This is a genomic window from Streptomyces sp. ISL-87 (assembly GCF_018614095.1).
Taxonomy (GTDB): Bacteria; Actinomycetota; Actinomycetes; order Streptomycetales; family Streptomycetaceae; genus Streptomyces.
On record NZ_JAGGOY010000067.1, the window covers coordinates 1 to 19,681 of the forward strand.

19 protein-coding genes are annotated in these 19,681 nt (G+C 71.7%); 11 read left to right on the plus strand and 8 right to left on the minus strand.

All coding sequences use genetic code 11. From position 1 onward, the window contains the following. Positions 1–166 precede the first annotated feature (166 nt). The gene (locus J7I97_RS24680; protein WP_069921661.1) at positions 167–604 is read right to left on the minus strand and encodes a gamma-glutamylcyclotransferase; all 438 of its coding nucleotides are present in this window, start codon (positions 602–604) and stop codon (positions 167–169) included. Between the two features lie 197 nt (positions 605–801). On the opposite strand from J7I97_RS24680, the gene J7I97_RS24685 reads away from it, so the two are divergent. Continuing rightward, a complete protein-coding gene (locus J7I97_RS24685) occupies positions 802–2,241 on the plus strand; it encodes an NAD(P)H-quinone dehydrogenase (protein WP_214938531.1) in 1,440 nt (479 codons plus the stop codon). Between the two features lie 211 nt (positions 2,242–2,452). Further along, entirely contained in the window at positions 2,453–3,370 is a 918-nt protein-coding gene (locus J7I97_RS24690) for a DeoR/GlpR family DNA-binding transcription regulator (RefSeq protein ID WP_251059138.1), read from the plus strand. A 220-nt stretch (positions 3,371–3,590) separates the two neighbouring features. Here the strand turns inward: J7I97_RS24690 and J7I97_RS24695 are convergent, their stop codons facing one another. Continuing rightward, complete coding sequence (locus J7I97_RS24695; RefSeq protein ID WP_214938535.1) at positions 3,591–5,351, minus strand: biotin carboxylase N-terminal domain-containing protein; 1,761 nt, start codon at positions 5,349–5,351, stop codon at positions 3,591–3,593. A gap of 377 nt (positions 5,352–5,728) precedes the next feature. Between J7I97_RS24695 and J7I97_RS24700 the strand changes: the two genes are divergently transcribed. Beyond that, positions 5,729–6,229: a hypothetical protein gene (locus tag J7I97_RS24700; RefSeq protein ID WP_308369390.1), complete on the plus strand. Its 501-nt coding sequence runs from the start codon at positions 5,729–5,731 to the stop codon at positions 6,227–6,229. Here the strand turns inward: J7I97_RS24700 and J7I97_RS24705 are convergent. The 4 genes from J7I97_RS24705 to J7I97_RS24715 all read right to left on the minus strand — a co-directional run bounded on the left by J7I97_RS24705 (position 6,210) and on the right by J7I97_RS24715 (position 9,103). Further along, a complete protein-coding gene (locus J7I97_RS24705) occupies positions 6,210–6,827 on the minus strand; it encodes a nucleoside triphosphate pyrophosphatase (protein ID WP_214938538.1) in 618 nt (205 codons plus the stop codon). The genes J7I97_RS24700 and J7I97_RS24705 overlap by 20 nt on opposite strands. 244 nt (positions 6,828–7,071) lie before the next feature. Next, positions 7,072–7,206, minus strand: a complete 135-nt coding sequence (mmpB, locus tag J7I97_RS39640; protein WP_285441177.1) for a morphogenic membrane protein MmpB — start codon at positions 7,204–7,206, stop codon at positions 7,072–7,074. A 79-nt stretch (positions 7,207–7,285) separates the two neighbouring features. Further along, the gene (locus J7I97_RS24710) at positions 7,286–7,495 is read right to left on the minus strand and encodes an acyl-CoA carboxylase epsilon subunit (protein ID WP_214938539.1); all 210 of its coding nucleotides are present in this window, start codon (positions 7,493–7,495) and stop codon (positions 7,286–7,288) included. 12 nt (positions 7,496–7,507) lie between these two features. Next, entirely contained in the window at positions 7,508–9,103 is a 1,596-nt protein-coding gene (locus tag J7I97_RS24715) for an acyl-CoA carboxylase subunit beta (RefSeq protein WP_214938541.1), read from the minus strand. 131 nt (positions 9,104–9,234) lie between these two features. Here J7I97_RS24715 and J7I97_RS24720 point away from each other — a divergent pair, with 131 nt between their 5' ends. From J7I97_RS24720 to hutH, 5 genes are all read left to right on the plus strand, one after another. After that, positions 9,235–10,113 (plus strand): biotin--[acetyl-CoA-carboxylase] ligase, encoded by an 879-nt coding sequence (locus tag J7I97_RS24720; RefSeq protein WP_214938543.1) that lies wholly within the window; start codon positions 9,235–9,237, stop codon positions 10,111–10,113. Positions 10,114–10,237: 124 nt separating this feature from the next. Then, on the plus strand, positions 10,238–11,395 hold the full coding sequence (locus J7I97_RS24725) for an adenylate/guanylate cyclase domain-containing protein (protein ID WP_214938545.1): 1,158 nt from the start codon (positions 10,238–10,240) through the stop codon (positions 11,393–11,395). A 24-nt stretch (positions 11,396–11,419) separates the two neighbouring features. Then, positions 11,420–12,214 carry an enoyl-CoA hydratase/isomerase family protein gene (locus J7I97_RS24730; RefSeq protein WP_214938547.1) on the plus strand — a complete coding sequence of 265 codons (795 nt, stop codon included), beginning with the start codon at positions 11,420–11,422 and terminating at the stop codon, positions 12,212–12,214. Positions 12,215–12,372: 158 nt separating this feature from the next. Next, a complete protein-coding gene (locus J7I97_RS24735) occupies positions 12,373–13,494 on the plus strand; it encodes a GGDEF domain-containing protein (protein ID WP_214938549.1) in 1,122 nt (373 codons plus the stop codon). Between the two features lie 64 nt (positions 13,495–13,558). After that, positions 13,559–15,100: a histidine ammonia-lyase gene (gene hutH / locus J7I97_RS24740; RefSeq protein WP_214938608.1), complete on the plus strand. Its 1,542-nt coding sequence runs from the start codon at positions 13,559–13,561 to the stop codon at positions 15,098–15,100. A 119-nt stretch (positions 15,101–15,219) separates the two neighbouring features. On the opposite strand, the gene J7I97_RS24745 is transcribed toward hutH, so the two are convergent. After that, positions 15,220–15,537 carry a hypothetical protein gene (locus tag J7I97_RS24745; protein ID WP_214938551.1) on the minus strand — a complete coding sequence of 106 codons (318 nt, stop codon included), beginning with the start codon at positions 15,535–15,537 and terminating at the stop codon, positions 15,220–15,222. 155 nt (positions 15,538–15,692) lie between these two features. Here J7I97_RS24745 and J7I97_RS24750 point away from each other — a divergent pair, with 155 nt between their 5' ends. The 3 genes from J7I97_RS24750 (at position 15,693) to J7I97_RS24760 (ending at position 18,498) form a co-directional block, all read left to right on the plus strand. Then, the gene (locus J7I97_RS24750) at positions 15,693–15,986 is read left to right on the plus strand and encodes a hypothetical protein (protein ID WP_308364828.1); all 294 of its coding nucleotides are present in this window, start codon (positions 15,693–15,695) and stop codon (positions 15,984–15,986) included. 143 nt (positions 15,987–16,129) lie between these two features. Then, complete coding sequence (locus J7I97_RS24755; RefSeq protein ID WP_214938556.1) at positions 16,130–17,398, plus strand: Ig-like domain-containing protein; 1,269 nt, start codon at positions 16,130–16,132, stop codon at positions 17,396–17,398. 134 nt (positions 17,399–17,532) lie between these two features. Then, positions 17,533–18,498, plus strand: coding sequence for a GNAT family N-acetyltransferase (locus J7I97_RS24760; protein WP_214938558.1), 966 nt, complete (start codon positions 17,533–17,535; stop codon positions 18,496–18,498). A 28-nt stretch (positions 18,499–18,526) separates the two neighbouring features. Here the strand turns inward: J7I97_RS24760 and J7I97_RS24765 are convergent, their stop codons facing one another. Further along, a complete protein-coding gene (locus tag J7I97_RS24765) occupies positions 18,527–19,471 on the minus strand; it encodes a helix-turn-helix transcriptional regulator (protein WP_214938560.1) in 945 nt (314 codons plus the stop codon). Positions 19,472–19,681: the final 210 nt, after the last annotated feature.

Below are 19,681 nucleotides of genomic sequence, written 5' to 3' on the forward strand. Positions count from 1 at the left end.
GGGGCTCCGCCCCGGACCCCGCGCCTCAAACGCCGGCGGGGCTGGGATTGGGCCCGGCTGGGTCGGATGGTGCCGCGTCGGCCTCCGGCCCCCGCGCCTCAAATGCCGACGGGGCTGGGATTGGCGCCGGCGGGGCTGGGATTGGGCCCCGCGGGGGCTGATGGGGTCAGCAAGGGCGCTTGCGGAGTTCCATTACGTAGTCGTGCGGGGCGCCAGCGGATTCGGCGGCGTCGGCGATTTCGCCGAGGTAGCGGGCCGAGGGGAGGCCGCCCTCGTAGCCGTTCAGGACGTAGACCCAGGCGGCTTCCTCGCCGTCCAGGGTGTGGACCCGTACCCGCATGCGGCGGTAGATGTCGAGGCCGACGCCCTCCCAGCGGTCCATCGAGTCCTCGTCCAGCGGCGCGATGTCGTACAGGGCGACAAAGACCTGGTGGCGCGGGGCTTCGACGATCGTGGCGAGTGCGCCCTCCCAGCCCATCTGCTCGCCGCCGAAGGTCAGCCGCCAGTCGTTGATCCAGCCCGTGCCGCGCAGCGGCGAATGCGGAGCGCGGCGCGTCATCAGCCGCGGGTCGAGGTTGCCGGCGTACGCGGCGTAGAGCGACATGAGGTCGAGGGTACGGGAGGGGCGGGGATGGCGGCGTGCCCGCCCGCCGCGAGGGCGTCGTCCCGGATGGAGGGACCGGGCGCGAAGCACCTTGAAGAGTGCGGGAGAATGGGGCACGGAATGCATCCCCCGGGGGGAACCCCCGGAAGCCCCGGCCGGGGCGGCAGCCGGCCGGGTAGACGTGAGGCGGAGTTTTCGTGACCCGGATCGTGATCATCGGCGGCGGACCCGGCGGGTATGAGGCGGCCCTCGTAGGGGCCCAGCTCGGCGCGGAGGTGACCGTCGTCGACTGCGACGGCCTGGGCGGTGCGTCGGTGCTGACCGACTGCGTCCCCTCGAAGACGCTCATCGCGACCGCCGAGGTCATGACGACCTTCGATTCGTCGTACGAGGAGCTCGGGATCGTCGTCGCCGACGACACCCCGCACATCGAGCAGGCCGCGCGCGTCGTCGGCGTCGACCTCGGCAAGGTGAACCGGCGAGTCAAGCGCCTCGCGCTCGCCCAGTCCCACGACATCACCGCCTCCGTCACCCGGGCCGGCGCCCGCGTGCTGCGCGGCCGCGGCAAGCTCGGCGGGCCGCAGGGCATCGACGGCACCCGGGACGTCATCGTCACCGCGGCGGACGGCTCCGAGACGATCCTGACGGCCGACGCCGTGCTGATCGCGACCGGCGGTCACCCGCGCGAGATCCCGGACGCGATGCCCGACGGCGAGCGCATCCTGAACTGGACCCAGGTCTACGACCTTGAGGAACTCCCCGAGGAGCTCATCGTGGTCGGTTCGGGTGTGACCGGTGCCGAGTTCGCGGGGGCGTACCAGGCTCTCGGGTCCCGGGTGACGCTCGTGTCCTCCCGCGACCGCGTGCTGCCGGGCGAGGACCCGGACGCCGCCGCCGTCCTGGAGGACGTGTTCCGTCGCCGGGGCATGAACGTGATCGGCCGCTCCCGCGCCGAGTCCGCCAAGCGGGTCGGCGACCGGGTCGAGGTCACCCTGTCCGACGGCCGCGTCATCACCGGCACGCACTGCCTGATGGCGGTCGGCGCGGTGCCCAACACCACCGGGATGAACCTGGAGGAGTCCGGGGTCCGGCTCAAGGAGTCCGGGCACATCTGGACGGACAAGGTGTCGAGGACGTCCTCGCCGGGCGTGTACGCGGCCGGCGACGTCACCGGGGTGTTCGCCCTGGCGTCCGTCGCCGCGATGCAGGGGCGCATCGCGATGTACCACTTCCTCGGCGACGCGGTGGCCCCGCTGAACCTCAAGACGGTCTCGTCGAACGTCTTCACCGACCCGGAGATCGCCACCGTCGGCTACACCCAGGCCGACGTGGACTCCGGCAAGATCGACGCCCGTGTGGTGAAGCTGCCGCTGCTGCGCAACCCGCGCGCCAAGATGCAGGGCATCCGGGACGGCTTCGTCAAGATGTTCTGCCGCCCGGGCACCGGCATCGTGGTCGGCGGTGTGGTCGTCTCGCCGCGTGCGAGCGAACTCATCCACCCGATCTCGATCGCCGTCGACAACAACCTGACGGTGGAGCAGATCGCAAAGGCGTTCACCGTGTACCCCTCGCTGTCGGGCTCGATCGCCGAGGTGGCCCGCCAGCTGCACACGCGGAAGGCCGGCGGGGAGGCGTAATCCCGGCTAACCGCCGCGCCCCGCAAGGGCTTTGAGGCGGGGTGGGCCTGAGTGGAGATACGTTCACGCAGTCGACCGGCTGCGTATACCACTAGTCACCCCGCCTTACGGCCAACTTCGATATTCCGACGTAAAGAGCCGAAAGCAGACGGTCGTTGGGGTTACTGTCAGTTTCGTGTTCGCTGCAGAACGTCGCCAATTGATCCTCGAAATGGTGCGGGCCAACGGAGCGGTATCGCTCCGGGAGCTCGCCCGCGTCGTCCAGACCTCCGAAGTGACCGTACGGCGGGACGTGCGGGCACTGGAGGCAGAAGGACTCCTCGACCGCCGGCACGGCGGTGCGGTCTTGCCGGGCGGTTTCACGCGGGAGTCCGGCTTTCCGCAAAAGTCCCATCTCGCGACGGCGGAGAAGACCGCCATTGCCGATGTCGCGGCCGGCCTCGTCGAAGAAGGAGAGGCCGTCGTCGTCGGCGCGGGCACCACGACCCAGGAGCTGGCCCGCCGGCTCGCGCGGGTGCCCGGACTGACCGTCGTCACCAACTCCCTGCTGGTCGCGCAGGCGCTGGCCCACGCGAATCGGGTGGAGGTGGTGATGACCGGCGGGACCTTGCGCGGGTCCAACTACGCGCTCGTCGGCAGCGGGGCCGAGCAGTCCCTGCAGGGGCTGCGGGTGTCGCGGGCCTTTCTGTCCGGGAGCGGTCTGACCGCCGAGCGGGGGCTGTCCACCTCCAACATGCTGTCAGCCAGTGTGGACAGGGCGCTCGTGCAGGCGGCGGCGGAGGTGGTGGTGCTCGCCGACCACACCAAGCTCGGGACGGACACCATGTTCCAGACCGTGCCGACGGATGTGATGACGCGGCTCGTGACGGATGAGCCGCCGCCGCATGACGATCGGGCGGGGACGGAGTTGCAGGCACTGGCGGACCAGGGCGTGCAGATCACCGTGGCCGGGTCGGCGGTGGCCTCCGGCGGGGACGGCGTGGTGGGGCGGCGGCCTCGGCGGGAGTCTCCGTTGCCGGTGCAGCGGCGTGGCGGGCCCACGGCCCAGCTGCGGAGTGCGCCGGCCGGGCTGCTGGAGCAGCAGCAGGCGGGGGAGCGGGCGCGGGTCGCGGACATGCGGCGGCGGTAGCCGGGCGGGCAGGCGGTGTCGGTGGCCGGCCCGGCCCTGCGGGGCTGGTTTCCCCTACCTGCCCTTCCACCTCCCCCAGACTCCGTCCGGGGGGACCCCCACGCCTCAAACGCCGGCGAGGCTGGGTATGGCTGGAAACGCCGAACGCCGGCGGGGCTGCGAGTGCAGCCCCGCCGGCGTTCGCGCGCGGGGGTCCGGGGCGGAGCCCCGGGACCGGGCGTCAGTCCTTGATCTCGCAGATGGTCGCGCCGGCGGTGAGGCTCGCGCCGACCTCGGCCGTGAGGCCGACGATGGTGCCCGAGCGGTGCGCGTTCAGCGGCTGCTCCATCTTCATGGCCTCGAGGACGACGACCAGGTCGCCCTCGTTGACCTGCTGGCCCTCCTCGACCGCGACCTTGACGATCGTGCCCTGCATCGGGGACGCGAGGGTGTCGCCGGAGGCGGCCGGGCCGGACTTCTTGGCGGCGCGGCGCTTCGGCTTGGCACCGCCGGCGGCCGCGGTGCGGGCCAGGGTCATGCCCAGTGACGAGGGGAGGGAGACCTCCAGGCGCTTGCCGCCGACCTCGACCACGACCGTCTCGCGGCCCGGCTCGTCCTCGGTGTCCTCCGCGGCGGGAACCACGAAGGCCGGGATCTCGTTGACGAACTCGGTCTCGATCCAACGGGTGTGGATCGTGAACGGGCCCTCCGCCGGAGCGAACGCCGGGTCGGCGACGACCGCGCGGTGGAACGGGATGGCCGTGGCCATGCCCTCGATCTCGAACTCCGCCAGGGCGCGGGCCGCCCGCTGGAGGGCCTGCTCGCGGGTGGCACCCGTAACGATCAGCTTGGCGAGCAGGGAGTCCCACGCCGGGCCGATGACCGAGCCGGACTCCACGCCCGCGTCCAGGCGGACACCCGGGCCCGAGGGCGCGGCGAACTTCGTCACCGTGCCCGGAGCCGGCAGGAAGCCGCGGCCCGGGTCCTCGCCGTTGATGCGGAACTCGAAGGAGTGACCACGCAGGACCGGGTCCCCGTAGCCGAGCTCCTCGCCGTCGGCGATGCGGAACATCTCGCGGACCAGGTCGATGCCGGTGACCTCTTCGGTGACCGGGTGCTCGACCTGCAGACGGGTGTTGACCTCCAGGAAGGAGATCGTGCCGTCCGTGCCGACCAGGAACTCGACCGTGCCGGCGCCTACGTAGCCGGCCTCCTTCAGGATCGCCTTCGAGGCGGCGTACAGCTCCGCGTTCTGCGCCTCGGAGAGGAACGGAGCGGGGGCCTCCTCCACCAGCTTCTGGTGGCGGCGCTGAAGCGAGCAGTCACGCGTGGACACGACGACCACGTTGCCGTGGCTGTCGGCCAGACACTGCGTCTCGACGTGCCGCGGCTTGTCGAGGTAGCGCTCGACGAAGCACTCGCCGCGGCCGAAGGCGGCGACGGCCTCACGGACGGCGGAGTCGTAGAGCTCCGGCACCTCTTCGAGCGTGCGGGCGACCTTCAGACCGCGACCGCCACCGCCGAAGGCGGCCTTGATCGCGATGGGCAGGCCGTGCTCCTTGGCGAACGTGACGACCTCTTCGGCCCCGGAGACCGGGTCCGGCGTACCGGCGACCAGCGGGGCGCCTGCACGCTGCGCGATGTGACGGGCGGCGACCTTGTCGCCGAGGTCCCGGATGGCCTGCGGCGGCGGGCCGATCCAGGTCAGACCCGCGTCGAGAACGGCCTGGGCGAAGTCGGCGTTCTCGGACAGGAATCCGTATCCGGGGTGAATGGCGTCGGCACCCGAATCGGCAGCGGCCTGAAGGACCTTCGAGATGTCCAAGTAGCTGGCGGCCGGGGTGTCACCGCCCAACGCGAAAGCTTCGTCGGCCGCGCGGACGTGCAGAGCGTCCCGGTCCGGATCGGCGTAGACGGCTACGCTGGCGATCCCGGCGTCCCGGCAGGCCCGGGCAACGCGGACAGCGATTTCGCCACGGTTGGCGATGAGCACCTTGCGCACGATGGCTCCCTCCTTGGAACAAGCTGAGTTTAGGGACAGCCCACACGGCCTTTCGACCCTTCCCCATAGGTGAGCTTGCCCACACGGAGTGTGATTCGAGTCCACCTCGAGCCGGAAAGACCCTTGTGGCGCCCCAGGTCAGGGAGATCCCCGACTGCACAGTAACCCCGTCGCGGGTCCGGGGTCGCTGTCCACCGGGCCACCGGCCCCCGCCGATTCTTTGTGGAGTCCCTACGAACGGCCTAGACATTCTTTGCGTCCGGGCCCTCGCGGGGGCTTCCCGTAACGAAGCGGCCCCGACCCCTTGTCCGCTGGTTTACCCGTTAGTAGCCTCCAGGGCGTCGAACAGGCTTGTGACGTGTGGGGGGTGGGGCGTCGTGCTGCTGCGCAGACTCGTGGCCGGGCTGGCCGCGATCGTGCTCGTCGTGGAGGCGGCGGTGCTCGTCCTCGTGCACGTGGTGCTGGGCAAGACCACCGAGAACCAGTCGATGTCCATCGCGGGCATGGATCCGGATGTCATGTCCAAGGCAACGTACGCGATGGGGGCGGGCATGGGCGCCTTCCTCCTGCTGTGCGCCGCACTCCTCGCCGTCGCCGCGGTACGGGACCGCGCGCACGGCACCTTCGCCCGCGTTGTGCTCATCTCCGCCGCCGTCACCCACGGGCTGCTCGGCGCGCTCGCCGTCGGCCTTGTCGGATGGGCTGCCTTCGCGGTGATGATGCTGATCCTGTGTCTGGTCGTCCTGGCGCTGATGCTCTACGCGGCCAAGAGCGAGGATGCAGCGGGCGTCGAGGCGCCGGACGGCGAGGCTCCGGGCGCCGGGGACATTCGCGACACCCCGCCGCCCCGCGGAGGGCTCAAGCCCACAAATCCGTGATGGATACACCAAGTTCGCCCAGGAGGGACCGCAGCAGCGGCAACGAGATACCGATCACATTGCCGTGGTCGCCGTCGATGCCGTCGATGAACGGCGCCGACAGCCCGTCCAGGGTGAACGCCCCCGCCACGTGCAGCGGCTCCCCGCTCTCCACGTAGGCCGCCACCTCAGCGTCCGTCGGCTCGCCGAAGCGGACGGTCGTGGACGCCGTGGCCGAGACCTGGCGCCCGCTCGCCGTGTCGATCACGCAGTGCCCGGTGCGCAGTACGCCCGCCCGCCCGCGCATGGACTTCCAGCGGGCCGTGGCCTCCTCGGCGTCCGCCGGCTTGCCCAGGGCCTCGCCGTCCAGCTCCAGCACCGAGTCGCAGCCGATCACCAGCGCGCCGGAGGCCTCGTCCAGGCCCGCCACCACGGCCGCCTTCGCCTCGGCCAGCGCCAGCGCCAGCTCGGCCGGGGTGTCCGCGCTGAGCGCGTCCTCGTCGAAGCCGCTGACGATCACGTGCGGGGCGAGCCCGGCCTGCCGCAGCAGGTTCAGCCGGGCGGGGGAGGCGGAGGCGAGGACGAGCTTTCGCGGTTCAGCAGCAGTCATGGGAGCCATCGTAGGGCGCCCGGACAGGCCGCCGGACGGGGCTCGGGACAGGCCCCCGGACGGGACTCGCGACCGGCCCTGGACGGGACTCGCGACCGGCCCCCGGAAGGGCCCCGCGACAGGCCCCGGACAGGCCCTAGGAGTCTGATGAAGATCTTGAAAACGCGCCCGGCTTGCACCGGTTCAGCCCGATTGGCATTTACCGGCAATATGGGGTGAATCGGTCGGCCGGAGCAAGATCTTCAAGAGCCTCCTAGAAGTGGCCCACGCCCAGCACGTACACCACCACGAGCATGGCGAGGGCGAGCACCACGATCAGCCGCCGGAGCATGGCCTGCGCATCGCGCATGTCCTTGGGCGGCTCGTCCTTCGGGTCTGACCAGAGCATGCTCCGATCCTGGCCCCGGTACGGCGGTGGCGCCTGAGTACGAGTACTCAGGCGCCACCGCCCGTTCGCGCCATCTTGGCTACGCGGGCCAGTACGTACGACCCCACGCGCGCGGCCCCGGCTGCGGCAGGTGCCGCCGCGCCACCCGGGACGGCGCCGCCCACTCGTCGGCGACCCGCGGCGCGCCCGACGGCGCCGAGGCCAGCACCGCCGCGCGCGCTTGGACCACCGCCAGTGCGGCGGCCAGCTCCTCCGGGGTCGGATTCCCCTTGACGACCTTGATCACCACAGGACTGACCTCCTAGAGGGGAATGTTGCCGTGCTTCTTCGGGGGCAGGGACTCCCGCTTGGTACGCAGCTGGCGCAGCCCCTTCACCACGTGCGCCCGGGTCTCGGACGGCATGGTCACCGCGTCGATGTACCCGCGCTCGGCCGCGGTGTACGGGTTGAGCAGCGCGTCCTCGTACTCGGCGATGAGCCGCGCCCGGGTCTCGTCGGCGTTGCCCGCCTCCTCCGCCTCCGCGATCGCCCGCCGGTGCAGGATGTTCACCGCGCCCTGCGCGCCCATCACGGCGATCTGCGCGGTCGGCCAGGCGAGGTTGAGGTCCGCGCCGAGGTGCTTGGAGCCCATGACGTCGTACGCGCCGCCGAAGGCCTTGCGGGTGATGACGGTGATCAGGGGGACGGTGGCCTCGGCGTAGGCGTAGATCAGCTTCGCGCCGCGGCGGATGATTCCGTTGTACTCCTGGTCCGTGCCCGGCAGGAAGCCCGGGACGTCCACGAACGTGAGCACCGGGATGTTGAAGGCGTCGCACGTCCGGACGAACCGGGCCGCCTTCTCGGAGGCGTTGATGTCCAGGCAGCCGGCGAACTGCATCGGCTGGTTGGCGACGATGCCCACCGGGTGCCCCTCGACCCGGCCGAAGCCGGTGAGGATGTTCGGGGCGAACAGCGACTGCGTCTCCAGGAACTCCGCGTCGTCGAGCACGTGCTCGATCACGGTGTGCATGTCGTACGGCTGGTTGGCGCTGTCCGGGATCAGTACGTCGAGCTCGCGGTCGACGTCGGACACCTCGGTGTGGGCCTCCTCGGGGAAGGCGGGCGGCTCGGAGAGGTTGTTCGACGGCAGGTATGCCAGCAGGTTCTTGACGTACTCGATGGCGTCCTTCTCGTCCCCGGCCATGTGGTGCGCCACGCCGGAGGTCGAGTTGTGGGTGCGGGCGCCGCCCAGCTCCTCGAAGCCGACGTCCTCACCGGTGACCGTCTTGATGACGTCGGGGCCGGTGATGAACATGTGCGAGGTCTGGTCGACCATGACGGTGAAGTCGGTGATGGCGGGCGAATACACGGCGCCGCCGGCGCACGGCCCGACGATCAGGCTGATCTGGGGGATCACCCCGGAGGCGTGCACGTTCCGGCGGAAGATCTCGCCGTACATCCCGAGCGCGCTGACGCCCTCCTGGATGCGGGCGCCGCCGGAGTCGTTGATGCCGACGAGCGGGCAGCCGGTCTTCAGCGCGAAGTCCATCACCTTCATGATCTTCTGGCCGTAGACCTCGCCGAGGGCCCCGCCGAAGACGGTGAAGTCCTGCGAGAACACGGCGACGGGGCGCCCGTCGACGGTGCCGTAACCGGTGACGACGCCGTCGCCGTACGGGCGGGTCTTCTCCAGCCCGAAGCTGGTCGAGCGGTGCCGGGCGAACTCGTCGAGCTCGACGAACGACCCCTCGTCCAGCAGCAGGGCGACCCGCTCACGCGCCGTCAGCTTCCCCTTGGCGTGCTGCTTCTCCACCGCCCGCGCGGACCCGGCGTGAGTGGCTTCGTCGATCCGGCGCTGCAGGTCCGCGATCTTGCCCGCGGTGGTGTGCAAGTCGATCGGCTGTGAGGGTTGTGACATCGGGGTCGCGGCTCCCTGTGTGGTGTCAACTGCCTGGTCAATTGATTGACTACTGCTGGCTACTGGTGCGTAGCGTATCGGCGGGCATGGCGCTCGGCAGTGCGGCGTTTGACACACCTAATCTGGGTTGCATGACGCCATCAGATGCATCAGGCGGAGCTCCGGGCGGAGCTTCCGCGGGCCGTTGGTCGAGCCTTGAGCGGCCGCCGTTGAATGCCGCTGCGCTGCAGCGGGCCCTTGTGACCGACGGGGGGCTGTGGACATCGCTGGAGGTCGTCGGCTCGACCGGGTCGACCAACAGTGATCTCGCCGCCCGGGCCGGAACGCTGCCGGAGGGGGCGGTGCTCGTCGCCGAGGAGCAGACCGCCGGGCGCGGGCGGCTCGACCGGAGCTGGGTCGCGCCGGCGCGGTCCGGGCTGTTCCTCTCCGTGCTGCTGAAGCCGGGGCCGGACGTGCCGCAGGAGCGGTGGGCGTGGCTGACGCTGCTGGCCGGGGTGGCCACCGCCACCGGGCTGTCCCGGGCGGCGGGCGTGGACACGGCCCTCAAATGGCCCAACGACCTGCTGGTCACCGTGGACGGGGAGGAGCGCAAGACCGCCGGGATCCTCGCGGAGCGGGTCGGGGACGGCGTCGTCGTGGGGATCGGGCTCAATGTCACCCTCACCGAGGGCGAGCTCCCGGTGCCGGAGGCCGGGTCCCTGCTCCTGGCGAAGGCCGCGGTCACCGACCGGGAACCGCTGCTGAAGGCCGTACTGCGCTCCCTGGAGCAGTGGTACGGGAACTGGCGCGCGGCCGACGGCGACCCGGCGGCCAGCGGCCTCCAGGAGACGTACGCGGCGGGCTGCGCCACCCTCGGCAGGCACGTACGGGCCGAGCTGCCCGGCGGCCGCACGCTCACCGGGACGGCCGAAGCGGTCGACGCGGACGGGCGGCTCGTCGTACGGACGGCGGAGGGGGAGCATGAGGCCGTGGGGGCCGGGGACGTGGTCCATCTGAGGTCGGTGCGGTAGCACGGCCAAGGGCGGGCCAGTGGGGAGTGAGCTACGGCACACCTGCCGTATGGTTTAGGCGATCCCGGTCCTCGCGGTGATCACCCGGTTCGGCATTGCGCACGGAATGGACAGGAGGCGGCCCTTGACCGTCGACGACTCAACGTCCAGCGCGTCCGGGCCCGGCTCCGCATCGGGTGCGGGTACCCCGATCGGGCGAGACCAGCACACTCCCCACCACGAGGTGGACCACACCGCCCAGCCGACGGCCGACCCGCTCGCCATCCGGCTGGAGCAGCTGATCCTGGGCGCCGAGCGCCGGTACACCCCCTTCCAGGCGGCCCGCAGCGCCGGTGTCTCGATGGAGCTCGCCTCCCGCTTCTGGCGGGCCATGGGCTTCGCGGACATCGGCCAGGCCAAGGCCCTGACGGAGGCGGACGTACTGGCGCTGCGCCGGCTCGCCGGCCTGGTGGAGGCCGGGCTGCTGAGCGAGCCGATGGCGGTGCAGGTCGCGCGGTCCACCGGGCAGACCACGGCCCGGCTGGCGGAATGGCAGATCGACTCCTTCCTGGAGGGGCTCACGGAGCCGCCGGAGCCGGGGATGACCCGCACGGAGGTCACGTACCCGCTGGTCGAGCTGCTGCTGCCGGAGCTGGAGGAGTTCCTCGTCTACGTGTGGCGCCGCCAGCTGGCGGCGGCCACCGGGCGGGTGGTGCAGGTGGCGGACGACGAGGAGATGGTCGACCGCCGGCTCGCGGTGGGCTTCGCGGACCTGGTGGGCTTCACCCGGCTGACGCGGCGGCTGGAGGAGGAGGAGCTCGGCGAGCTCGTCGAGTCCTTCGAGACGACCTCGGCGGACCTGGTGGCCGCGCACGGTGGCCGGCTGATCAAGACGCTGGGCGACGAGGTGCTGTACTGCGCCGACGACGCGGCGACGGCGGCGGAGATCGCGCTGCGGCTGATCGAGACGATGGAAGCCGATGCGCAGATGCCGGAGCTGCGGGTGGGCATCGCCTTCGGGACCGTGACGACCCGGATGGGTGACGTCTTCGGGACGACGGTGAATCTGGCGAGCCGGCTGACGTCGATAGCGCCGAAGGACGCGGTGCTGGTGGACGGCGCGATGGCCGAGGAGCTCGGCAGGACCGGGGCCGCGCCGGTGTCCGAGAAGGAGGCCGAGGCGGAGGAGGGCGGCGGCGCGTACCGCTTCGCGCTCCAGCCGATGTGGCAGCGGCCGGTGCGAGGGCTGGGTGTCGTGGAGCCCTGGTCGCTGACGCGCCGGAAGCCTAAGATCCCCGGGTAACGTTCGTTAACCTGGAGGGTCCCTGTGTCGGTGGAGTCGGAGTTCGTAGCGGTACGTCGGCACGGTACGGACGGGGTCGTCGAGCTGGTCCTGGACCGGCCGAAGGCGATGAACGCGGTGTCCACGGCGATGGCCCGGGCCATTGGCGCGGCGTGCGGTGAGCTGGCCGCCGATCCCTCGGTACGGGTGGTCGTGCTCTCCTCGACCGCCGAGAGGGCGTTCTGCGTGGGCGCGGACCTCAAGGAGCGGAACTCGCTGTCGGACGCGGAGCTGGTGCGGCAGCGGCCGACCACCCGGGGTGCGTACGGGGGCGTGCTGGAGCTGCCGATGCCGACGATCGCGGCGGTGCACGGGTTCGCGCTGGGCGGCGGCTTCGAGCTGGCGCTGGCCTGCGATGTGATCGTGGCCGACGAGACGGCGGTGGTCGGGCTGCCGGAGGTCTCGGTCGGGGTGATCCCGGGCGGCGGCGGTACGCAGCTGCTGCCGCGGCGGGTGGGGGCCGCGCGGGCGGCCGAGCTGATTTTCACCGCCCGGCGGGTGGAGGCGGCCGAGGCGCTGGCGCTGGGGCTGGTGGACTCGGTGGTCGCCGCGGGGCAGGACCGCGAGGAGGCCCTTGCCCTTGCCGGGCGGATGGCGGCGAACTCGCCGGTGGGGCTGCGGGCGGCGAAGCGGGCGCTGCGGCTGGGGCACGGGATGGACCTGGCGGCGGGGCTGGAGATCGAGGACGCGGCGTGGCGGACGGTGGCGTTCTCGGGGGACCGGGCGGAGGGTGTGGCCGCGTTCAACGCGAAGCGGAAGCCGGAGTGGCCGGGGGTGTAGCTGCCCGGTTCCTGGGGCTCAGCCCCAGACCCTCCCCCAGACTCCTTGTCCGGGGGCCCTGCGCCTCAAACGCCGGCGAGGCTGGAGTCGACGCCGGCGAGGCTGCGAAGTGTCGCGCCAATTGTCACTAAAACGGACAAAACCCCTAACCTGGGGTGATGGGAGTCGACGGGCGGCTGCGGGCCGTCGTGAGCCTGGCTCAGGCCATGGCGGCGGCGTGTGCGCCGCGGGACAGCGTGCGGGCGGCCGCGCGGGGTGCGCGGGTGGCGATGGACGGGTCGTTCGCCGCCATTTCCGCCTGGGAGCGGGAGCGGGGCAGCCTGCGGGTGCTCGTGAACGAGGGGGAGCGGCGGGCCGGGGAGGAGGAGTTCCCCGAGGACGAGTCCTATCCGGTTCACGATTTCCCTGAGATCACCGAGTTCCTGCACGAGCGCTGGGCGGGCGGCGGCGGGCCGCACGCCTGGGTGGAGAGCGCGGGCGGCGGGCGCCCCGGGCGCCCCGGGCGGCGCGGGGAGGCCCTGCGCCGGCGCGGGCGCGGGACGTGCGTGGTCGCGCCGATCGTGCTCAGCGGGCGCGCCTGGGGCGAGCTGTACGTCGCCCGGGACGAGGGCCTGCCCGACTTCGACGATGACGACGCCGAGTTCGCGACCGTACTGGCCGCGGTGGTGGCCGCGGGGCTCGCGCAGAACGAGCGGCTCGAAGAGGCCCGGCGGCTCGCCTTCACCGATCCGCTGACCGGGCTGGCCAACCGGCGGGCCGTCGACATGCGGCTGGACGAGGCCCTGGAGGAGCACCGGCGGGCCGGGGCCGTGGTCAGCCTGGTCGTATGCGACCTGAACGGGCTGAAACGGGTGAACGACACCCTCGGGCATGCGATGGGCGACCGGCTGCTGGAGCGGTTCGGGTCTGTGCTGAGCCTGTGCGGGGCCATGCTGCCGGGCGCGCTGGTGGCCCGGCTCGGCGGTGACGAGTTCTGCCTGGTGAGCGTGGGGCCGCCGGCCGGCGAGGTGGTGCGCGTGACCGAGGAGCTGTGCCTGCGGGCCGCCGAACTGGAGCTCGGGGAGGGTGTGGCCTGCGGGGTCGCCTCCACCGGGGATCCCATCGGGCTGGTGAAGTCCTCCCGGCGGCTGTTCCGGCTGGCCGACGCCGCGCAGTACAAGGCCAAGGCCGCCCGTTCCCCGAAACCCGTCGTGGCGGGGCGGGACACCGCCGTGATGCGGCTGGCCGACGCCGCGCAGGAGGGCGTGGGGGAGCGCCGGCGGTTCCGTGGCAGGGCGTAACAGGCCCTGTCGGAAGTCAGTAGTGACATGAAGGGATTCAGTCCGTAGGGTGCTGAATATGGATATGCACACTGTCGTGGTGGGGACCTCCGGGACCACCGCCGAGGACGTCATCGCCGTCGCCCGCGGCAACGCGCGGGTCGAGCTGTCCGGCGAAGCGCTGGACGCCCTCGCCCGCGCCCGCGAAATCGTCGATGCCCTCGCCGCCAAGCCCGAACCCGTCTACGGGGTGTCCACCGGCTTCGGAGCCCTCGCCTCCCGGCACATCAGCCCCGAGCTGCGTGCGCAGCTCCAGCGCAACATCGTCCGCTCGCACGCCGCCGGCATGGGCCCGCGCGTCGAGCGGGAGGTCGTGCGCGCCCTGATGTTCCTGCGCCTGAAGACCGTCGCCTCCGGGCACACGGGGGTCCGGCCGTCCGTCGCCCAGACCATGGCTGATGTGCTCAACGCCGGGATCACCCCCGTCGTCCACGAGTACGGCTCCCTCGGCTGCTCCGGCGACCTCGCCCCGCTCTCGCACTGCGCGCTCGCGCTCATGGGCGAGGGCGACGCCGAGGGCCCGGACGGGGTCGTCCGGCCCGCCGGGGAGCTGCTGGCCGAAGCCGGGATCGAGCCGGTCGAGCTGCGCGAGAAGGAAGGCCTCGCCCTCCTCAACGGCACCGACGGCATGCTCGGCATGCTGGTCATGGCCCTCGCCGACCTCGGCAAGCTCTACACCGCCGCCGACATCACCGCCGCGCTGACCCTGGAGGCGCTGCTGGGGACCGAGAAGGTCCTCGCCCCCGAGCTGCACGCCATCCGGCCGCACCCGGGCCAGGGAGCCTCCGCGGCCAACATGGCCGCCGTGCTCAAGGGCTCCGGGCTGACCGGGCACTTCCAGGAGGAGTCCGCGCCGCGCGTGCAGGACGCCTACTCGGTGCGCTGCGCCCCCCAGGTCGCCGGCGCGGGCCGCGACACCATGGCGCACGCCGCCCTCGTCGCCTCGCGCGAGCTGGCCTCCGCCGTCGACAACCCGGTGGTGCTGCCCGACGGGCGGGTGGAGTCCAACGGCAACTTCCACGGCGCCCCGGTCGCCTACGTACTGGACTTCCTGGCCATCGCGGCCGCCGACCTCGGGTCGATCGCCGAGCGCCGCACGGACCGGCTGCTCGACAAGAACCGCTCGCACGGACTGCCGCCGTTCCTCGCGGACGACGCCGGTGTGGACTCCGGTCTGATGATCGCCCAGTACACGCAGGCCGCCCTGGTCAGCGAGATGAAGCGGCTCGCGGTGCCGGCCTCCGCCGACTCGATCCCCTCCTCCGCCATGCAGGAGGACCACGTCTCCATGGGGTGGTCGGCCGCGCGCAAGCTCCGTACCGCAGTCGACAACCTGACCCGGATCATCGCCATCGAGCTGTACGCGGCCACCCGGGCCATCGAGCTGCGCCACGGGCTCACCGCGGCCCCGGCCAGCCGGGCCGCCATCGCCGCCGCCCGTGCGGCCGGGGTGGAGGGTCCCGGGCCGGATCGTTTCCTCGCGCCCGACCTGGCCGCCGCCGACGCGTTCGTTCGTTCGGGTGCTCTCGTCGACGCCGTGGAATCGGTGACGGGCAAGCTCGCCTGACCCGTCCCCGTCCGTCGAAAGGGCCGCGCCCGGGATCGTCTCCCGGGCGCGGCCCTTTTCGTATGCGGATTCGTATGCGGATTCGTATGCGGATCGCGTACGAGGACCCGTGCCGTCGTCTACGCGGCGCGGGAGCGGCGTACCGAGAAGGTCACGAACCCCGCCCCCAGGGTCAGGCAGAGCGTGCCGCCCAGGAGGTACGGGGTGGTGTCGACGCCGCCGGTGTCGGCCAGTGAGAGGGCGCCCTCTTCCTCCGGCGTGACCGCCGCGGCCTGCGCGTTCGAGGCGGCGGGCGCGGCGGCGTTCGCGGCGGCGGGCCCGGCGGCGGAGTGCGCGGGGTGCTCAGGAGCGGTGGCGTTCGCCGAGGGGACGAACCACAGGGCGGCGAGGAGGGTGGTCGCTCCGAGAGCGGTGAGCAGCGATCGGCGTGCGGACACGGTGCGATCCCCCTTGGTGCAGCAGCGAATTGGCCGTGTGGGGCGATGCTACGGAAAGGGGCGGGTCGTGGGAAAGCCGGGGCTTCCGCGGGATTACGCTCCGTCGTATGAACCCTTCTGAGTCATCACGATACGTACGCCTTCGAGTGGATTTGGTGCTGGAGGTGCCGGACCCCGAGGCCCTGACCGGAGCCGCGCTCGCGCACATCGAGGCCGACGAATTCATGCCGGACGAGGAGCGCGGCCACGCCGAGTCCGCCGTCCAGGAGGACGAGTCGGAGGCCCTCGCGTACCTGGTCGACCCCACTGACCTGGTCATCGACATCCCCGGGGTCGAGCTGGCGCAGGCCTCCTGGAGCAGCGAGCCCGTGGAATACGACCCCGAGTCCATGGAGTGGGACATCGACGAGGAAGATGGGGACTTCGAAGAAGAGAGGGACAACGCCTGACAGTGGGGTGGCCCACATTCAATCGGAATGTGGAACCGGCCCAGCACGTTAACGCGTTGTCAGACCGGGCAGGGGGGCATTCTCCGCTGCCCGGTGGGGGTACCTCCCGGCGGGCAGCCGGGGGAGCTCGGGTTCCGGCAACGATGGAGTGGCGTGTGAGGACGGACAGCAAGCGGCGGAGAAGGTCCCTGGTGGCCATATCCGCCGTGCTCGGTGGCGTACTGGTGCTCTCGGCGTGTGGGGGCGACGACAAGCCGAAGGGCGGCGGCGACGCGACCGCCAAGTCCCAGGCGGACGTCGACGCGGCGGCGGCCAAGGACGCTTCCAAGGCCCGAATAACGATCACGCCCAAGGACGGCGCCACCAACGTCGGCCTGAACGACTCGGCCACCGTGGCGGTCAGCGACGGCACGCTCACCCAGGTCGAGCTGAAGACCTCCGCGGGCGCGGCCGTGACCGGCAAGATCGCCGCCGACGGCAAGAGCTGGAAGCCCGACGCCGCGCTGAAGCGCTCCACGAAGTACGCCCTCTCGGCGACCGCGAAGGACGAGGCCGGCCGCGAGGCGCACGAGAACGCCTCCTTCACCACCGTCTCCCCGGAGAACAGCTTCGTCGGCTCGTTCATCCCGGAGGACGGCCAGACCGTCGGCGTGGGCATGCCGGTCTCGATCACCTTCAACAAGCCGATCAAGGACAAGAAGGCCGTCCAGGCGGCCATCAACGTCACCTCCACCAGCGGCCAGGAGATCGTCGGCCACTGGTTCGGCGAGCAGCGGCTGGACTTCCGCCCGGAGGAGTACTGGAAGGCGAACTCCACCGTCACGCTGAAGCTGGCGCTGGAGGGCGTCCAGGGCGCGCCCGGCGTCCAGGGTGTGCAGAACCGGACCGCCACCTTCAAGATCGGCCGCAGCCAGGTCTCCACGGTTGACGCCAAGTCGAAGAAGATGGTCGTCACCCGGGACGGCGCGGTCTTCAAGACCATCCCGATCTCGGCCGGTTCCCCCGAGAACCCGACGTACAACGGCCAGATGGTGATCTCCGAGAAGTTCAAGGAGACCCGGATGAACGGCGCCACCGTCGGCTTCACGGACGACGACGGCAAGGGCGAGTACGACATCAAGGACGTCCCGCACGCGATGCGGCTGTCCAACTCCGGCACCTTCATCCACGGCAACTACTGGGGCCCGGACTCGGTCTTCGGCAGCGCCAACACCAGCCACGGCTGTGTCGGCCTGAACGACACCCAGGGTGCGAACGACCCGAACCAGCCGGCTGCCTGGTTCTTCGACAACTCGCTGATCGGCGATGTGGTCACCGTGGTCAACTCCCCGGACAAGACCATCAAGCCGGACAACGGCCTCAACGGCTGGAACCTGAGCTGGGCGGACTGGAAGGCCGGCGCGGCCGCCTGACGCCTCGTGTGACGCGAACCTGAAGAACACGCCGACGGACGGCGGGGAGCCCTGGGAGGGCTGCCCGCCGTCCGTCGTTCCGCACGGCGGAAAACTCCCGGGCGTCCGGGCCGGAGCGCGGTTAGGGTCCGGCCATGATGATCTCCGCTCTCTCCGTGCCCCCGTCCGACACCGAGGTGGACGCCTGGCGGGCGGTCCTGGCCGACGTCCGGACCGCCGACCTGCCGCAACTGCCGGAGCCTTCCCGGGCGGAAGTCGCCGGACGGCTCCAGGTGCCGCCGACGCGCGGCCGCACCGTGCACTGGGCGGCCGCGGACGGCACCGGTGTGGCGGGCCTGATCCTGTTCACGGAGGAGGGCAACACGCACACCGCGTTCCTGGACGTCCTGGCGGTACGGCCGCAGGCGCGGCGGCGGGGTGTGGGCGCGGCGCTGTGGGAGCGGGTCCGCGAAGAGCTGCTCGCGCAGGGGCGGACTTCGGTCAGCACGCTCATCGACCTCGGGGGTCCGGGGCAGGCGTTCGCGGAGTCGCTCGGGTTCGAGAACGTCCTGCCGGTGACCTGGTGGGTGCAGGACGTGGCGGAGCGGGAGCCGGCGGAGATCCCCGCCACGCCCGGGTACGAACTGAAGGTCTGGCACGGCCTGGTCCCGGACGAATGGGCGGACGCGGCCGCCGTGGCCCACGCGGCGATGGAGGACGCGCCGGCCGGGGACAGCGACGAGCAGTTCACGGCCTGGACGGCGGAGCGGGTGCACACGGCGCAGCAGCTCGTCCTGGACCGGGGCGGGGAGCTGACCATGGTCGCGGCGGTCACCCCGGCCGGGGAGGTGGCCGCGTACACGGTGCTCGTCCTGCCCGACCCGGCCGGCCCGCGGGCCCTCCAGTACGACACGGTGGTCGTCCCCGCGCACCGGGGCCACGGCCTGGGCCGCGCGGTGAAGCTGGGCATGCTGGCGGACGCGGCACGGCGCCATCCCGCACTGCGGCAGATCGGCACGACGGTGGCGGACGAGAACACCCCGATGCGGGCGGTGAACGATGCCCTGGGCTACCGCCGTGAGCGCGGCGCGGCCGTGTTCCAGCTCCGGCTGAAGGACTGACGGCGGGGGGTTCCGGGGGGCCGGGCCTTCACTGGCCGGACGCCGGGACCCCATGAGGTCCGGACGGCCCCTGCGTGCGGGCAGGCGACGGGGCCGACGGGGCTGATAGGGCCGACGGAGCTGATGGGGCCGACCACGACGACAGCATGCGCAGCGCGTCCGCCGAGGGGGAGCCGGGCGTCGCGTGGAAGGTGACCAGGAACTGCGCCGGGTCGTCCGGGAGGGCCAGCGTCTCGAAGGCCAGGAGCAGCTCACCGACCAGCGGATGCCGCAACCGCTTCACGCCGCGCGTCTTGTTGTCCGCGACCGTATGTGCCGCCCACAGCCGCCGGAACTCCTCGTTCTTCACCGACAGCTCGCCGACCAGCGCCGACAGCTGCTCGTCGTCCGGGTACTGGCCCGCGTACATGCGCAGGTTGCTCACCACCTCGCACGCCCGGCACTCCCAGTCCGCGTACAGCTCGGCCGTCGCCGGATCCAGGAACACCAGCCGCACCAGGTTCCGCTCCTGGGCGCTCAGGGCCCCGAAGTCGCCGAACACCGCGGCCGCCAGCCGGTTCCAGCCGATGACGTCCTGCCGCCGCCCCACGAGGTACGCCGGTACGCCGTCCATGGCGTCCATCAGCGTCAGCAGCTCCGGCCGGACCTGCTGCGGCCGGTGGGGCTGGCGCCGTTGCCTGCGGGTCCTGGGGGCCGCCAGGTGGGTCAGGTGCGCCGTCTCCGTGCCGTCCAGCCGCAGGGCCCGGGCGATCGCGTCCAGCACCTCGGCCGACACGTTGTGCCCGCTACCCTGCTCCAGCCGCGTGTAATACGCGACCGAGACGCCGGCCAGCAGTGCCAACTCCTCGCGGCGCAGCCCGGGCACGCGGCGGTGGCGCCCGTAGTCCGGCAGGCCGACGTCCTCGGGGCGCAGCCGTGCGCGGCGGGAGCGGAGGAACTCGCCCAGTTCGGCTCGCTGATCACGCAGGTCCATGCCGCCAGTATCGCCGGACGGCCGCCGCGGCCGGGGGGCTGTGCCTGACCCTGCCAAGGGTAGGTCTGGCAGACCTAGGCGGGACAGGGGGCTGGGTAGGCAAGGCGCGGACCTGCATCGTTGTGCCCACCGCAGGAATCGCACTGCTTCAACAGCACTGCTTCAACCGCACTGCTTGAACTTGAACAGCACTGCTTGAACGTCACCGCT

Coding starts and splice junctions, on each gene's coding strand:
- J7I97_RS24680 (WP_069921661.1), bottom strand. CDS start 604: ATGTCGCTCTACGCCGCGTACGCCGGCAACCTCGACCCGCGGCTGATG.
- J7I97_RS24690 (WP_251059138.1), top strand. CDS start 2,453: ATGGTGCGGGCCAACGGAGCGGTATCGCTCCGGGAGCTCGCCCGCGTC.
- J7I97_RS24705 (WP_214938538.1), bottom strand. CDS start 6,827: ATGGCTCCCATGACTGCTGCTGAACCGCGAAAGCTCGTCCTCGCCTCC.
- mmpB (WP_285441177.1), bottom strand. CDS start 7,206: ATGCTCTGGTCAGACCCGAAGGACGAGCCGCCCAAGGACATGCGCGAT.
- J7I97_RS24715 (WP_214938541.1), bottom strand. CDS start 9,103: ATGTCACAACCCTCACAGCCGATCGACTTGCACACCACCGCGGGCAAG.
- J7I97_RS24720 (WP_214938543.1), top strand. CDS start 9,235: ATGACGCCATCAGATGCATCAGGCGGAGCTCCGGGCGGAGCTTCCGCG.
- J7I97_RS24735 (WP_214938549.1), top strand. CDS start 12,373: ATGGGAGTCGACGGGCGGCTGCGGGCCGTCGTGAGCCTGGCTCAGGCC.
- hutH (WP_214938608.1), top strand. CDS start 13,559: ATGCACACTGTCGTGGTGGGGACCTCCGGGACCACCGCCGAGGACGTC.
- J7I97_RS24755 (WP_214938556.1), top strand. CDS start 16,130: ATGGAGTGGCGTGTGAGGACGGACAGCAAGCGGCGGAGAAGGTCCCTG.
- J7I97_RS24760 (WP_214938558.1), top strand. CDS start 17,533: ATGATGATCTCCGCTCTCTCCGTGCCCCCGTCCGACACCGAGGTGGAC.
- J7I97_RS24765 (WP_214938560.1), bottom strand. CDS start 19,471: ATGGACCTGCGTGATCAGCGAGCCGAACTGGGCGAGTTCCTCCGCTCC.